Raw genomic sequence first — 14,137 nt, forward strand, 5'->3', positions numbered from 1 at the left:
GCCCGGCGCTCCCGTCGCCCCCCGGATCCGGCAGGGCGGTGACCTGGCCGGGCGCCCGCCTCCCATCGGGTCGCCGGCGACCATGCCGTGCTCGTGATCACGCCCGCCAGGCTGTCCGGTACGGTCTGTTGCGTTGTCGTTTGTCGTAATAAAGCACGTCGCAATAACCGAAGGGGTTAGACACCGTGCGAAAGGCACCGCTCATCGCCGTCCTGGCAGCAGGCCTCACCGGCTGCGGCCTCGTGTCCAGCCCCTTCGCCCAGCCGCCCGCCCCGCCCGGGACGGCCTCCCCCTCTCCGTCCGGCACGGCACCCACGCCGGCCCCCTCCCCCTCGGCCGAGAGCGTCCGGCTCACCGTCCCAGACGCCAAGAAGGCCGCCGCGTCCTGGGTGGCCGAGCACAACAGGACGGTCAAGGACCGCGACTGGTGGGACGACGCGTCCAAGAGGGACGAGCTGTTCTGGGACGGCACCCGGCACGAGGTCGTCCTCGACCAGGGCCATGTGGAGGACGGCGACAAGGGCAAGATCCGCAAGCCGATCCGGCTGACCGGCAGGCAGACGTACTACGTGCCCCGCCGGCAGCCGCCCGGCGGCGAGTGGTTCATCCTCCAGGCGACCTACCGGGGACAGGACCGGCCACACGTCCTGGCCTTCTGGCGGCCGGAGGGCGAGTCCTTCAAGCTGGCCGCCAAGTCCCCGCTCCACTACGGGCAGCGGATACCCGCGCCGCAGCTGGACGCCGAGGGATACGTCGCCGCCGCGCCGCGCGTGGACGGCACGGCCATCGCCCTGGAGTACATGGCCTTCTGGAACAACTCCACGGACAAGCGGGGAGGAACGCGCGGCTACCGGCTGGCCAAGGACAACTACAGCCGCCTCGCCCATCCCAGGGTCTCCAAGGGCCTGTACGCGTCTTTCAGCTCGTTCACCGCCTCCTACGGCTTCCGCACCCGGGACGGCGGGTCGTTCTACGTCTTCAGCCTGCTCAACCCGCCGAAGGCGATCTTCCAGGTCCTCACCATCGGCGGATTCGTCCCCCGGGGCGGCAAGGCGATCCAGGAGCTCGCCGGGGACTGGTACGCCTAGACCCGTGCCGGGCAGGGACCGGCACCGCCGCCTGCGAACCAAGCGTCGGAGGAGAGCCGCCGTGGCCCGGCCCCCGGACCGGTGCCGAACCTGGTGCGCTTCCTGCACGTGCTGTCGGCGGCGCTGTGGGTCGGCGGGCAGCTCACGGTGTCACTGGTGGTGCTGCCCCTGGCACGCCGCATGCTGGAGACCGACCAGCGCGGCCGGGTGCTGCCGGGGTCGTCCTGCTCGCCAGCGCACTGCCCGTCACCTGAACCCCGGGGCCTCCGGCGCCGCGTGGGGCCCGCCGTCCCGGGAGGGCGGGCCCCGGGGGTTCGAGGGGCGGATCCCCAGGCGTCCGGCGAGCGTGGCCCGGTCGCACCCCTGGAGCCGGTTCCCGCCCTCGGCCCCACCCGGGAGACCGCGCCGAAGTCCGCAAGGCGAATCGGAAGGCGGGCCGGAGTCTCACTCCAGAGGCAGGGGGCGGCGCGGCACGGGCGCGGTGTGGATGAGAGACGTGGTCGTGTGACCGTACGGGGTGAACAGGTCGAGGATCGGTTCGAGCTCGTCGACCGCCCGCAGGTGCATCGTGAAGTAGAAGCAGTCGTCGCCGGTCATTCTGTAGCACTCGACGATCTGGGGAACCTCCTGGGCGATCTTGGAGATGCGTTGCAGTTCCCGGATCGCCGGACGGATCCGAACCATCACTGTGACCGGAAAGCCCAGGGCCCGCGGGTCGACCTCGGCGCGATAGCCGGTGATCACTCCCGTCTCCTCCAGCCGCTGCACCCGGTCGGCCACCGCGGGGGCCGACAGACCGACCCGGCGGCCCAGCTCGGCGAAGCTCACTCTGGCGTCGACCTGCAGCTCGGCGAGAATACGAAGGTCGAGGGCGTCCATTCCCTTGGGTTCGTGTGCCCGCTCGGGTCTGATCTTTCGATTCGCCATTCTCCTAAATTACGGCCTGGCCGACGATGGGGTCATGCCGCCCACCGGCCCTCGCGCCGTCCTCTCCGCGGCGCCTCCGTGGACCTACTTCATCGGGAGCGCCGTCTTCCACTACCTCGGCCCGGCTTTCGCCGTGCTCCTGTTCGCCAGGCTCGCCCCACTCGGGGTCGCGGCACTGAGGATCTGGAGCGCCGCACTCGTTTTCGCGCTCTGGCGCCGCCCCTGGCGGACCTTCGCCCGGCTCGACGCCGAGGGGCGTCGTACGATCATCGCCTGGGGCGTGGTGCTCGCGGCCATGAACGTCTGTTTCTACCTGGCGATCGCCCGCGTGCCCCTGGGAACCGTCGCCGCGATCGAGTTTCTGCCGGTCATCGTGCTGGCCGCGCTCGGCGCCCGTACGGCACGTAACCTCGTGGCACTCGTAGCGGCCGTCGGCGGTGTCTACGTGCTGACCGGCATCAGGCCGGCCGGGGACCCGCTGGGGTTGGTGTTCGCCTTCGCCAACGCGGTGCTGTTCGCCGCCTACATCGTGCTGGCCCACCGTACGGCTCGGCGTCTGCGCGACGTCAGCGGCATCGACGGGCTGGCCGCCGCCATGCTCGTCGCCTGTGTGTTCGTCACGCCGACGGGCATTTGGCAGGCCGCTCCCGCAGTGATCGACCCGGTCACGCTCGCCGCAGGGATCGGGGTGGGGATCTGTTCGTCTGTGATCCCGTACGTGTGCGATCAACTCGCCATGGCACGCATGGCCCGTTCCACGTACGCGCTGCTGGTGGCGCTACTCCCCGCCACGGCAACGGTGATCGGCATCGTGGTGCTCCGGCAGTTCCCCTCACTCGCCGAGCTCGCCGGAGTCGGGCTCGTGGTGCTCTCGGTCGCTCTCCATCGCGAGCTTCGGACTCCTCCAACCGAAGAGAAAGTAACACTCCCACAGGAAGGCAAGACGGAATGCGATATGTGAAGCTGGGCTCGTCGGGGCTGAAGGTCTCCCGGATCTGCCTGGGCATGATGAGTTACGGCGATCCCCGTTCCTGGGAGTGGCTGCTGCGCGAGGACGCGGCCGAGCCGATCGTGCGGCGCGCGGCCGAGGCCGGTGTGATGTTCTTCGACACCGCCGACATGTACTCCGACGGCGCGAGCGAGGAGATCACCGGGCGGCTGCTCAGCAAGCTCTTCGCGCGCCGCGACGACTACGTTCTCGCCACGAAGGTCTACTTCCCGATGGGGCCGGGCCCGAACGACCGAGGGCTGTCCCGCAAGCACGTGCTGGCCGCCATCGACGCCTCGCTGACCAGGCTCGGAACGGACTACGTCGATCTTTACCAGATCCACCGCTGGGACCACGAGACACCGATAGAGGAGACCATGGAGGCCCTGCACGACGTGGTGCGGGCCGGCAAGGCACGTTACATCGGGGCCTCCAGCATGTACGCCTGGCAGTTCGCCAAAGCGCAGCACACTGCTCAGACGGCCGGCTGGACCAGGTTCGTGTCGGTGCAGAACCACTACAACCTCGTGTACCGGGAGGAGGAACGGGAGATGATCCCGCTCTGCCTGGACCAGGGGGTGGGCGTCATCCCGTGGAGCCCACTGGCACGCGGACTGCTCACCGGGAGCCGCCGGCGCGACGGCCGGCGGCGTACTGTCCGATCCGACAGCGACGAGCTGGCCGACAGCATGTACGAGGACGCGGACTTCGACGTCGTCGACATGGTGCGTGCGGTCGCTGACGAACGAGGCCTGCCTCCGGCGCAGCTCGCGCTCGCATGGCTGCTCGGGAGGTCTGGCGTGAGCGCGCCGGTAGTCGGGGCGACCAAGGTGGGTCATCTGGACGACGCGATCGCGGCAGTGGATGTGTCCCTGAGCGGAGAGGAGACGGCCCGCCTGGAGGCCCCCTACCGGCCACACCAGATCATCGGGCACTCGTGAAGGGGTCGCTGCGCCGCCGTTCGAGGGCAGGCCATGTGAGCATCCGCACTCGCGCCCAGCTCACATGTTGCCCACTGATCCTTAATTTGTGATGTTTCCCCGCCACTGCGGCCGCCGTCGACGGAGACGACGCCTGGAGTGACGGCAGCGACTTCGAGGAGTGGAGGCAGGGCGCGGCGCCAGTCACCCCGTGGCGCCGGCACGCCGAGCCGGTCGCCCGCTGGCACCAGGCGACACGGGGCGCGACCGAGCTCCGGGAGGCCATCGGATCACTCGACGGCCGTCCTCATTTCACGGCGCCATGCCTGTCACCAGGCCAAACTCGTACACCACTCCCGTGGACGCAACCCACGACACAAGGCCAGTCCGGTTCCAGGAGCCATGACGACTCCCCCTGTCATCCCGTTCACCGATCGACCCTCGATGCAACCCCTGAACGGGCTCGACGCATCTCTTCTCTGTGAAGCTATCTTTCTTGGAGACCGATGAGCCTCGATGAGGAGTACACCGCCTATGTAAGTGGGCGGCTGCCATGGTTGCGGCAGATCGCCTACCCGCTGTGCCAGGACTGGCACCGTGCCGACGATCTGGTGCAGACGGCGATCACAAGGCTGTACGTCAAGTGGCGCCACGCGCGCCTGGCCGACGACCTCGACGCCTACGTCCGGGTGATCCTGATCCGGGTCTTTCTCGCCGAGCAGCGAGGAGGCTGGTTCTCCCGGGTACGGCTGACCTCCACGCTGCCCCATTCCTCCTTCGAGGGCAGCGACCGCGACACGGCCATGGACCTGCGCCGCGCACTGGCCGCAGTTCCGCCGCGCCAGCGTGTAACCCTCGTGCTGCGTTTTCACTGCGACCTGAGTGTCGAGCAGACCGCCCGCACACTCGGCTGCTCCACCGGAACCGTCAAAAGCCAGACCGCCCGCGGCTTGGCCACCCTGCGCTCGGTACTCGGCGCGCAGGACACTCGTGTAGCGCATAAGGAGGAGTGCTGATGGACACCAGGAACCTGTTCGACGGGCTGGCACACCAGGAGCAGCCGCCCATGTCGGTGCGGGTGGACCAGGCCATCGCCGCCGGACGCGCGATACGCCGTCGCCGCCGGGTAGGCGCCGCTGCGATCTCGGCGCTGTCGGTGTGCCTGGCCGCCACAGTGACCTGGCTCGCTCTCCCGCAGCCGGGACAGCGCGATGGGGTTGCCGTAGCCGTGCCCACCGGTGCCGTGCCCACCGGGGCGTCTGCCGTGGCCGAAACGGAGCCGTCCGGTGCGGGGTTCAAGAAGTTGAAGGAGAAGTACCCACCCGTCGGGAAGATCGCCTCCATGCCGGAGATACCGATCTGGATGTGGCTGGGCCGACGGTCGACCGCAGGCCCGGAAGGTGTCGTCCTGTGCAACGCGTGGATTTCGAACGGCGCTACCTGCGCCGGGTTTCCTCCGCTCAATGCCAAGGAGTTCGCTCGCACGCAGGGCTCTACCTCGGGCATTCTGGACGCGAAGCAGGTGCGAGCCCTCCATCCCGATGCCACCGCGGAGCAACTGCGCAGGCTCATTGATGAACAGGAGCGCGTGAACGCCCTCGGAAAGATCTTCTTCGGCATCGCCAGGACCGAGGTTCACGGGATCATGGCGGTCACCATGGATGGGCGCAAAATCACCGGAAGCGTCGCGCGGAGCGTCGGAGCGGGGTTCGGGGTCTGGGCTGTGAAATTCCCTTCCGACGTCACAACGGCAGCGCTTGTCTTCACTGACGCGAACGGGAAGACCCTTCAGCGGATCCGACACGGCTGACGCTCAAACCCCGGTGTCCTGCGACCAGGCCGCGTACTCTGCCCCTGGCCGGAGCTGCAGGAGTTCCAAGCCGTCATGGTTGACCTGTGAGAACGGACTTGGCGTACGTTTCCGTTCCGCTGCACTTCGACCCCCGTCACGCGGCCCGCGCCAGCCTCAGAGCCTCCGCGGCGACGGCGTGGCGCAGGTCGCGGATGCCCGCGCGGCCGCGGAGCGGGTGGACGTTGTTGGTCAGCAGGACGGCGGTCAGGGCCAGCCCGGGATCGACGACCAGCGCGGTGCCGGTGAAGCCGGAGTGACCGTAGGCGGAGGCCAGCGGGCCGACGACGGCGGGGTCGCCGATCCGCACTCCCAGGCCCTGGCCGAAGTCCGCGCCCCCGGCGCCCTGGTCGCGGGTCATCTCGGCGACCGTGTCCGGGCGCAGGATCGGGGCTCCGCCGGTGCGGAGCGCCTCGGCGAAGCGCACCACGTCGTCGGCCGTGGAGAAGATCCCGGCGTGCCCGGCGACCCCGCCCAGGCCGTGGGCGGTCTCGTCGTGGACCTCGCCCCGCACGCATCCGGATCCGGCCCGCTCGGGCTTCTCCTCGGTGGCGGCGATCCGGGGGCGCAGCGACGGCGGGGGCCGGTAACCGGTGTCGGCCAGGCCGAGCAGGCCGGTGACCCGGGCGCGGAGAAGCTCGTCCAGGGGCGCTCCCCCGGCGATCTCCGCCACCCGGCCCGCCATGATCATGCCGACGTCGGAGTACAGGTGGGACGCGCCTGGCGGACGCAGCGGCGGTGTCGAGACGATGCGCTCCAGGCGGGCGGCGAGGACCTCGGGCCCGTCACCGGGGATCTCCTCGTGTGCCCGGTGGCCGGGCGGCAGGCCCGCCGTATGGGTGAGCAGGTGCCGCGGCGTCGCCCCCGCCGGCCCGCCGGGCAGCCAGGTCGTGACCGGCTCGTCCAGGCCGAGGCGGCCTTCCTCGGCCAGTGACAGGATGACGGCCGTCGTGTAGAGCTTGGTGAGCGAGGCGAGGTCGAAGATCGAGTCGCGGCGGACCGCCGGGCGGTCGGCCAGGAGCGCCCCGGAGGCGCCCGCGTACCGCACGAGCTCTCCCCGAGCCGCGGCGGCGACCGTGGTCCCGTCCACGGCGATCACGGCGACCGCCGCCGAGCACACCGCAGGCACCGCCGCCGCCAGGATCGCGGCCAGTGTGGCCGAGCCGCCGGACGCGCCGCGCCCGCCCGGCCCCTCGGCCGGCCCGCCCGTCTCCCCGGCTCCGCCGATCCGGCCGCCGGGCCCGTCCACCACGCCCGGCCCGCCGGAGCCGCCGACGCGGCCGGCGCGCCCGTCCTCCGGGCCCGGCCCGGCGCGCCCGAAGGCCTCACCGGGGCTGTCAGGCACCCTGGACCTTCTCCGCGGCGAGCGCCGACTCCAGGCGGTCGCCGTGGACCCGCAGCAGGTCCCGGGCGTCGTCCGGGCCGAGACCGCGCTCGATCATCAGCACCGCGACCTTCACGTGCCATCCGGCCGCCTCCAGCGCGGGACGGGCGACGGAGAGGTCGGCACCGGTGATGTCGCCGACCATCCGCGTGGCCCGGTCGGCGAGCTTGGAGTTCATCGCCGACACCTCGATCATGGTGTTGCCGTAGGTCCGGCCCAGCCTCACCATCGCGATCGTGGAGATCATGTTGAGGACCAGCTTCTGCGCGGTCCCGGCCTTGAGCCTGGTCGAGCCGGTCACCACCTCCGGGCCGACGATCACCTCGATCGGGTGCAGCGCCGCGTCGGAGAGCGGGGCGCCGGCGTTGCACGACAGTCCCGCGGTCAGGGCGCCGCGCCGGCCGGCCTCCGCGAGCGCGCCGAGCACGAACGGCGCCCGGCCGCTGGCGGAGACGCCTACCACCGAGTCGAGCGCGCCCACCTGCCGGTCGGCGATCGCCGCGGCCCCGGCCTCGTCGTCGTCCTCCGCGCCCTCGACCGAACGGGTCAGCGCGGGCTCGCCGCCCGCGATGATGCCCTGCACCAGCTCCGGGTCGGTGCCGAAGGTCGGCGGGCACTCGGAGGCGTCCAGTACGGCCAGCCGGCCCGACGTTCCCGCGCCCACGTAGAACAGGCGCCCGCCGGCCCGCATGCGGGTGACGATCGCGTCGACCGCGGCCGAGATGGCCGGGATCTCCACGGCCACCGCCGCGGGCACCGTGACGTCGGCCGCGTTCATCAGCCGGGCCACCTGCTCGGTGGAGAGCCGGTCGATGTCGCTGTAACGCGGATCGCTCTGCTCGGTGGACAGGCTTGCGAGTGGATCAATCATGTCGCCCCATGTCGCTAATTTTCATCCCGTACTTCTATTATGCAAATTTTCTTCGGACAATGGAGCCATGTCTCACGTACGCACCGGAATCGAGCGACTGGTCGCCGACCCCGGACTCCTCAAGGGCGACCGAGTCGGCCTGATCACCAACCCGACCGGCGTCCTGCCCGACCTGACGCCCGGCGCCACGGCGCTGCGCGCGGCGGGAGTGCCGCTGACGGCACTGTTCAGTCCCGAGCACGGGATGCGCGGCACCGCGCAGGCGGGCTCCGGCGAGCGGGAAAGCCTGGACCCGTCGACCGGGCTGCCGGTCTTCGACACCTACGACAGGGACGGCCACGCGCTGGACGACCTCGTGGCGTCCTCCGGGGTCGACACCCTCGTCTTCGACATCTCCGACATCGGCACGCGCTTCTACACCTACGTCTGGACGATGTACGACCTCATCGCGTCGGCCGCGCGGCTGGGGCTGCGCTTCGCCGTACTCGACCGGCCCAACCCCCTCGGCGGGACCGTCGCGGAGGGGCCGCTGCTCGACCCGGCGTACGCCAGCTTCGTGGGCCGGGCGGCCGTCCCGGTACGGCACGGCCTCACCGCCGGCGAGCTCGCCCTCTCCGTCAACCGTACGATCGGCGCCGACCTGCGGGTGATCACCGCGGAGGGCTGGCGGCGCGACATGCCCTTCGAGGCCACCGGCCTGCCCTGGGTGATGCCCTCGGTGAACATGCCCACCGGGGAGACCGCGCTGGTCTATCCGGGCACCGGCCTGTTCGAGGGCACGAACCTGTCGGAGGGGCGCGGCACCACCAGGCCGTTCGAGCTGATCGGCGCCCCCTACCTCGACGGCCGGTTCGCCGCCGGGCTGAACGGCCTGGGCCTGCCGGGCGTGCGCTTCCGCGACACCTGGTTCACCCCGACCTTCCACAAGCACGCCGGCGTGGCCGTGCGGGGGGTCCAGCTCCACGTGCACGACCGGCGGGCATTCCGGCCCGTGCTGACCGCCCTGTCGATGCTGCACCTGGCCCGCACGCTCCATCCGGAGGACCTCGCCTGGCACGGCGGCGAGAACGGCGAGCCGTACTTCATGGATCTGCTCTGGGGCTCGGATTCGCTCCGCCACCGCCTGGACGCCGGCGAGGACCCGGCGGACCTGTGCCCGCCTCCCCGCCACCCGGAGGCCTGGCTGGACGGCGGGACGCTGCTCTACCGGTGACATCAGAGCGTCACCGCAGGTCGCGGCGGTAGAGCCAGAAGACCCGCTCGGCGTGCGCGCCGACCGCCCGGGAGTAGAAGCCGAGCGGCCCCACCCAGGAGATCTGCGCGCTCGCCTGGCCCGCGTCCCGCTGCTCGGCCAGGCAGCGGCGGAGCAGCACCCGGCCGACGCCGAGACCCCGCGCGGCCGGGGCGGTGCCCATCGGGCCGAACCAGGCGGGCCTGGCCCCCCAGGCGGCGAACCCGAGGATCCGCCCGTCCCGGGAGGCGTAGTGGCAGCCGCTCGCCTGCTCCGCCTCCCACGCCCAGTTCTCGTTCCACTGCTCCCTGACGAAGTCGAGCACGGCGGCGCGGTCGCCGGGACCGGCCGCCCGCACGGTGACGCCCCTGTCCGCCAGCCGCAGGAGGTCGGCCTCCGTGGACAGGTCGACGGAGAGGTCGGCGGTCATGTTCCAGGCGACGTTGTAGCGCTCGTAGCCCCGGCTCTCGGCCAGGCAGGCCGCCGCGGTGGAGCGCACGTCGATGCCCGGCCAGGCGTAGCAGGGCGGGTTGCCGGCGAAGCGGGCCTCGGCCGCCCCTTGGGCCCGCAGCCACTCCTCGGCCGCGGCCACCAGGGCGCGCCCGCGACCCCGGCCCTGGGCTGCGGGATCCACGGCCAGCAGGTCGATGTGCCCGACGGACCCGTCACGCGTCGACATCGAGGCGAACAGCACGGCGTCGAGGTCGCCCGTCACCAGTGCCGTCCAGCGGCGGTCCGGGGGCGGGTCGGAGAGCCGGGCCACCAGGCGCGGCGCCTCCGCGGCGTCCAGGACGAGCGCGGCCCCGGCGACCTCGCCGATCGCGGCGGCGTCGGCGGCGACGGCCTCACGGATTCCCCCCATGCCCGTCACCCCCGCCCGATGGGCGTGGCGACGACGCTGCGGCGCTCGGGGTGGAGGCAGGCGTGCTCCTGAGGGGTGCCCTCACCGTGGCCGAGCACCGGGAGCTCGGACTCGCAGCGCTCGGTGCGGAACGGGCAGCGCCGTGCGAACAGGCAGCCCGCGTCGTGGTGGCTCTCGTCCAGCGCCTCGGTGGGCACCACCCGCTGCTCCCCCGGCTGCTCCAGGCCGTGCAGCACCGGGATGGCCGACAGCAGCGACTGCGTGTAGGGGTGGACGGGGGCGGAGATGATCGTCTCCACGTGGCCCCGCTCGACGACCTGCCCGCGGTAGATGACGTAGAGCTCGCCGTCGTCGCCGATGTAGCGCGCGGTCGCCACGTCGTGGGTGATGAACAGCACGCTCACCCCGAGCCGCTCGCGCAGGTCCTTCAGCAGCGCCAGGATGCCCAGCCGGAGCGACACGTCGATCATGGAGACGGCCTCGTCGGCGACGAGCATGTCGGGGTCCACGGTGAGCGCGCGGGCGATCACGACGCGCTGGCGCATCCCGCCGGAGAGCTGGTGGGGGTAGCGCGGCAGCACGTAGGCCGGGTCGAGCCCGACCAGGGCCAGCAGCTCCTCGGCCCTCTCGTCCACCCATGACCGCGGACGGCCGGTCTGCCGGGCCCGCAGGACCAGGGGCGCGTTCAGCGTCTGGTGGATCGTGCGGGTCGGGTTGAGCGCGGAGTACGGGTCCTGGTGGATGAGCTGGATCCGGCGGAAGTACGGCTCCCTGTGGCGGGGCTTGAGCGGCGACATGGGGGTGCCGTCGATGGTGATCTCACCGGAGTCGTGGGTCTCCAGACCGGCGATGATCCGTCCCAGCGTCGTCTTGCCGCAGCCGGACTCACCGATGAACGAGGCCGCCCCGCCCTTCTCGATGGCGAAGTCGACGCCGCGCAGCGCCCGCACCTCCCGGCCGGCGAGCACGCCGCCCCGCTGCCTGAAGGTCTTGGTGATGTTCTTCCCCGTGATCACGACTGCTCCCCCCGCACTTCATGTACCCCGGTGGCGCCCTGCGCTCCCACGACTTCCTGGATCTCTCCGGCTCGCGGGCTGCCCGCCCGCCCGTCCCGGCCCGCGGCCTCGACCGCGTGGCAGAGCGCGATCGACGTGCCGAAGGAGACGACCGGCGGCTTCTCCGTCTCGCAGACGTCCATGCGCAGGACGCACCGGTCTCTGAACACGCACCCCCGCACCGGGATCGTGCCCAGCGTCGGCGGCCGGCCCGGCAGGGCCCTGGCCTCGTCGATGTCGCCCACCAGGCGCGGGATGGCCTGCAGCAGGCCCTGGGTGTAGGGGTGGCGGGGCGCGCTCAGCACCTCCATGGTCGGGCCCTGCTCCACCACCTGCCCGCCGTACATGACGGCCAGCCGGTCGGCGACCTCGGCCACCACGCCGAGGTCGTGGGTGATGACCAGCGTGGTGAGCCCGCGTTCCTCGTGGACCTCGCGGACGATCCGCAGGATCGTCGCCTGAGTGATCATGTCGAGCGCGGTCGTGGGCTCGTCCAGCACGACGAGGTGGGCGTTGAGCACCAGCGCGAGCATGATGCCGACCCGCTGGCGCATCCCGCCGGACAGCTCGTGCTGGTGGGAGTCGAGGACGCGCGCGCCGTCCATGCCCATCCGGCCGAGCAGGTCCTTGGCCTCCCTGACCAGCCCGCGCAGATCCGCCACGTCGTGCGAGCGGCCCAGGTCGAGCAGTTGCTTGCCGACGGTCTTGAGGGGGTTGAGGGAGTTCTGCGCGGCCTGGAAGACGTATCCGATGTGCCGTCCTCGTGCCTTGCGCAGCTCCTCCCCCCTCAGCTTCACGACGTCGCCGAGACCGTCGATCTCCACGCTGCCCGCGCTGATCCTGCCAGGCGGCTGGACGGCGTTGAGCAGCGACAGTGCCAGGGTGGACTTTCCGGAGCCGGACTCGCCGACCACGCCGGTGATCGTCCCGGGCACGAGGTCCAGGTCGATCCCGGAGATCGCGGGAAGCTCCCCGGCCTGTGTCCGGTAGACGACCGACAGGCCGCTGACGCGTACTCCCGGCGCCTTCTTCTCAGGGGTCACAGACACCCGTTACTCCTCACGCAACCGGGGGTTGAAGATCTCGTCCATGGCGTCGACGACGAGCACGATGCCCAGGGTGAGCAGCAGGATCGCCAGCAGCGGCGCCATCAGGTACGGCAGCGCGGCGGGCGAGGACATCGCGCCGCCCCCGAACACGGCGAGGTTGAGCATCACGCCCCAGTTGTTGGCCTCGAACGGCAGCACTCCCAGGAAGAACAGGCCCACCTGCGCGTAGACGGCGCCGGTGACGGCGATGAGCATGTTCATCGCGATGAAGGGGGCCATGCTGGGCAGCAGTTCCCTGCCGATGATGTGCGTCGTGGACAGGCCGAGCCCCCGCGCCGCCTCGATGAAGCCGCGCTCGCGCAGGGACAGGGTCTGCGAGCGCACGGCCCGGGCGACGCCGCCCCAGCCGAGCAGCCCGAGCACCAGGCCCATCTCGAAGGCGCTGGTGAACTTCCAGATGGTCGACAGCACCAGCAGCAGCGGCAGTCCGGGGATGGTCAGCTTCATGTCGGTGATCCGCATGAGCACGGTGTCCCAGCGCCCGCGACGGAACCCGGCGAAGAGCCCGATCGCGGCGCCGAGCACCACCGTGATGACCGCGGTGACCAGGGCGGTCAGCAGGACGTACCGCGATCCGGTGACCAGCAGCGAGAGCACGTCGGTGCCCTCGAAGTCGGTGCCGAAGGGGTGTGCCCAGCTCGGCGGCGCGTACAGGGCGGCGGTGTCGCGGGGCAGCGGGTCGGGATAGAACATCGGCCCGAAGGCGCCCATGAACGCGAACCCCAGCACGATGACCATGCCGACCATGCGGCTGGGCTTGCGCTTCAGCACGCGCCAGACGCCGCGCCAGAAGTTTCGCCGCAGGGCCGCGCGACCGCCGCCCGCCGCGATGACCGGTGCCGTCATGCGGCCCCCTCTCCGCTCCGCACCCGCGGGTCGATCACGGTGTAGAACAGGTCCGCCACGATGTTGGCGACGATGATCGCCGCGGTGATCAGCAGGAACGCCCCGCCCATCAGGGCGTAGTCACGGTTGTTGATGCCGTCGATGAGCATCAGCCCCAGGCCGGGGTAGTTGAAGATCCGCTCGATGAAGATCGCGCCGCCGAACAGCATGCCCAGCGAGAGGGCAAGGATGGTGAACAGCGGCAGGATCGCGTTGCGCGCCACGTAGCGGAAGACGATGCCGCGCTTGATGCCGCGCAGCTCGGCAGCGAGGATGAAGTCGTCGCCGAGGACGGTGACCACGCTCGACTTCATCGCCAGGATCCAGCCTCCGTAGGAGGCGAGCGCGTAGGTGAGGACCGGCAGCGTGGCGTACTCGATGAGCGAGCCGATGTATCCGGCGTTGAAGCCCGGCTCGAACATGATGTCCGCCGTGCCGCTCGTGGGCAGGATCGGCAGCAGCGTCGTGAAGACGGCGCCCAGCAGCAGGGCGAGCACGTACTGGGGGACGCCGTGCAGCAGCGACCCTGAGATGGCGAGGATGTCGCCGAGCCTGCCCGAGCGCCTGATGGCGGCGTAGACCCCCATGACGACGCCGATCAGGAAGCTCAGCAGCGTGCCCGCCAGCACGGGGAGAACGGTCCATTTGGCGGCCGAGAACAGCACGGTCGACACGCTCACGCCCGGCACCAGCAGCGACTGGCCCAGGTCCAGGCGGAGCAGGCCGGACATGTAGTCGACGTACTGCTGCCACAGGCCGCCGGTCGGCGCGAAGCCGTAGAGGACCTCGACGGCCCGCTGCGCCGCGCCGGGGGACATGCCCTGCTCGACCAGCTTCTCGTACCGGGCGGCCATGGGGTCGCCGGGGACGCTTCTGATGACGAAGAAGCTGACCGTGGTGACGACCAGAATCATGACGAGCCCGCGGGCCAGATGGCCCGCGAGCCTTCGTGCGAACATCGTCATGCG

Annotated in this window: 14 protein-coding genes; 6 read left to right on the forward strand and 8 right to left on the reverse strand. The window is 71.0% G+C overall.

Annotated features, from left to right (window positions below):
- Positions 1-185 precede the first annotated feature (185 nt).
- Positions 186-1,088, forward strand: coding sequence for a DUF8094 domain-containing protein (locus SROS_RS27405; protein WP_012892172.1), 903 nt, complete (start codon positions 186-188; stop codon positions 1,086-1,088).
- A 444-nt stretch (positions 1,089-1,532) separates the two neighbouring features.
- Here SROS_RS27405 and SROS_RS27410 read toward each other — a convergent pair whose 3' ends face one another.
- Positions 1,533-2,015: an Lrp/AsnC family transcriptional regulator gene (locus SROS_RS27410; RefSeq protein ID WP_012892173.1), complete on the reverse strand. Its 483-nt coding sequence runs from the start codon at positions 2,013-2,015 to the stop codon at positions 1,533-1,535.
- Between the two features lie 34 nt (positions 2,016-2,049).
- Between SROS_RS27410 and SROS_RS27415 the strand changes: the two genes are divergently transcribed.
- From SROS_RS27415 to SROS_RS27430, 4 genes are all read left to right on the forward strand, one after another.
- Positions 2,050-2,976 (forward strand): EamA family transporter, encoded by a 927-nt coding sequence (locus SROS_RS27415; protein WP_012892174.1) that lies wholly within the window; start codon positions 2,050-2,052, stop codon positions 2,974-2,976.
- Positions 2,964-3,944 (forward strand): aldo/keto reductase, encoded by a 981-nt coding sequence (locus SROS_RS27420; protein ID WP_012892175.1) that lies wholly within the window; start codon positions 2,964-2,966, stop codon positions 3,942-3,944. The genes SROS_RS27415 and SROS_RS27420 overlap by 13 nt, the downstream gene beginning before the upstream one ends.
- Before the next feature lie 485 nt (positions 3,945-4,429).
- A complete protein-coding gene (locus tag SROS_RS27425; RefSeq protein ID WP_012892176.1) occupies positions 4,430-4,939 on the forward strand; it encodes a SigE family RNA polymerase sigma factor in 510 nt (169 codons plus the stop codon).
- The gene (locus SROS_RS27430; protein ID WP_012892177.1) at positions 4,939-5,733 is read left to right on the forward strand and encodes a hypothetical protein; all 795 of its coding nucleotides are present in this window, start codon (positions 4,939-4,941) and stop codon (positions 5,731-5,733) included. Before SROS_RS27425 ends, SROS_RS27430 begins: the two co-directional genes overlap by 1 nt.
- A 136-nt stretch (positions 5,734-5,869) precedes the next feature.
- Here SROS_RS27430 and SROS_RS27435 read toward each other — a convergent pair whose 3' ends face one another.
- Both SROS_RS27435 and murQ read right to left on the reverse strand, forming a co-directional pair.
- Positions 5,870-7,117: a serine hydrolase domain-containing protein gene (locus tag SROS_RS27435; protein WP_012892178.1), complete on the reverse strand. Its 1,248-nt coding sequence runs from the start codon at positions 7,115-7,117 to the stop codon at positions 5,870-5,872.
- A complete protein-coding gene (murQ, locus tag SROS_RS27440) occupies positions 7,110-8,027 on the reverse strand; it encodes an N-acetylmuramic acid 6-phosphate etherase (RefSeq protein WP_012892179.1) in 918 nt (305 codons plus the stop codon). The genes SROS_RS27435 and murQ overlap by 8 nt, the downstream gene beginning before the upstream one ends.
- Before the next feature lie 67 nt (positions 8,028-8,094).
- On the opposite strand from murQ, the gene SROS_RS27445 reads away from it, so the two are divergent.
- Positions 8,095-9,240: an exo-beta-N-acetylmuramidase NamZ family protein gene (locus SROS_RS27445; protein WP_012892180.1), complete on the forward strand. Its 1,146-nt coding sequence runs from the start codon at positions 8,095-8,097 to the stop codon at positions 9,238-9,240.
- A gap of 10 nt (positions 9,241-9,250) precedes the next feature.
- On the opposite strand, the gene SROS_RS27450 is transcribed toward SROS_RS27445, so the two are convergent.
- From SROS_RS27450 to SROS_RS27470, 5 genes are read right to left on the reverse strand one after another with little or no spacing between them, the layout of a single operon-like run.
- A complete protein-coding gene (locus SROS_RS27450; RefSeq protein WP_012892181.1) occupies positions 9,251-10,120 on the reverse strand; it encodes a GNAT family N-acetyltransferase in 870 nt (289 codons plus the stop codon).
- A 5-nt stretch (positions 10,121-10,125) separates the two neighbouring features.
- Complete coding sequence (locus tag SROS_RS27455) at positions 10,126-11,136, reverse strand: ABC transporter ATP-binding protein (protein ID WP_012892182.1); 1,011 nt, start codon at positions 11,134-11,136, stop codon at positions 10,126-10,128.
- Positions 11,133-12,224: an ABC transporter ATP-binding protein gene (locus SROS_RS27460; RefSeq protein ID WP_012892183.1), complete on the reverse strand. Its 1,092-nt coding sequence runs from the start codon at positions 12,222-12,224 to the stop codon at positions 11,133-11,135. Before SROS_RS27460 ends, SROS_RS27455 begins: the two co-directional genes overlap by 4 nt.
- Positions 12,225-12,227: 3 nt before the next feature.
- Positions 12,228-13,130, reverse strand: coding sequence for an ABC transporter permease (locus tag SROS_RS27465; protein WP_012892184.1), 903 nt, complete (start codon positions 13,128-13,130; stop codon positions 12,228-12,230).
- Positions 13,127-14,134, reverse strand: a complete 1,008-nt coding sequence (locus SROS_RS27470; protein WP_043653081.1) for an ABC transporter permease — start codon at positions 14,132-14,134, stop codon at positions 13,127-13,129. Before SROS_RS27470 ends, SROS_RS27465 begins: the two co-directional genes overlap by 4 nt.
- Between the last annotated feature and the right edge of the window lie 3 nt (positions 14,135-14,137).

The sequence above is a fragment of the Streptosporangium roseum DSM 43021 genome (assembly GCF_000024865.1).
GTDB lineage: Bacteria > Actinomycetota > Actinomycetes > Streptosporangiales > Streptosporangiaceae > Streptosporangium > Streptosporangium roseum.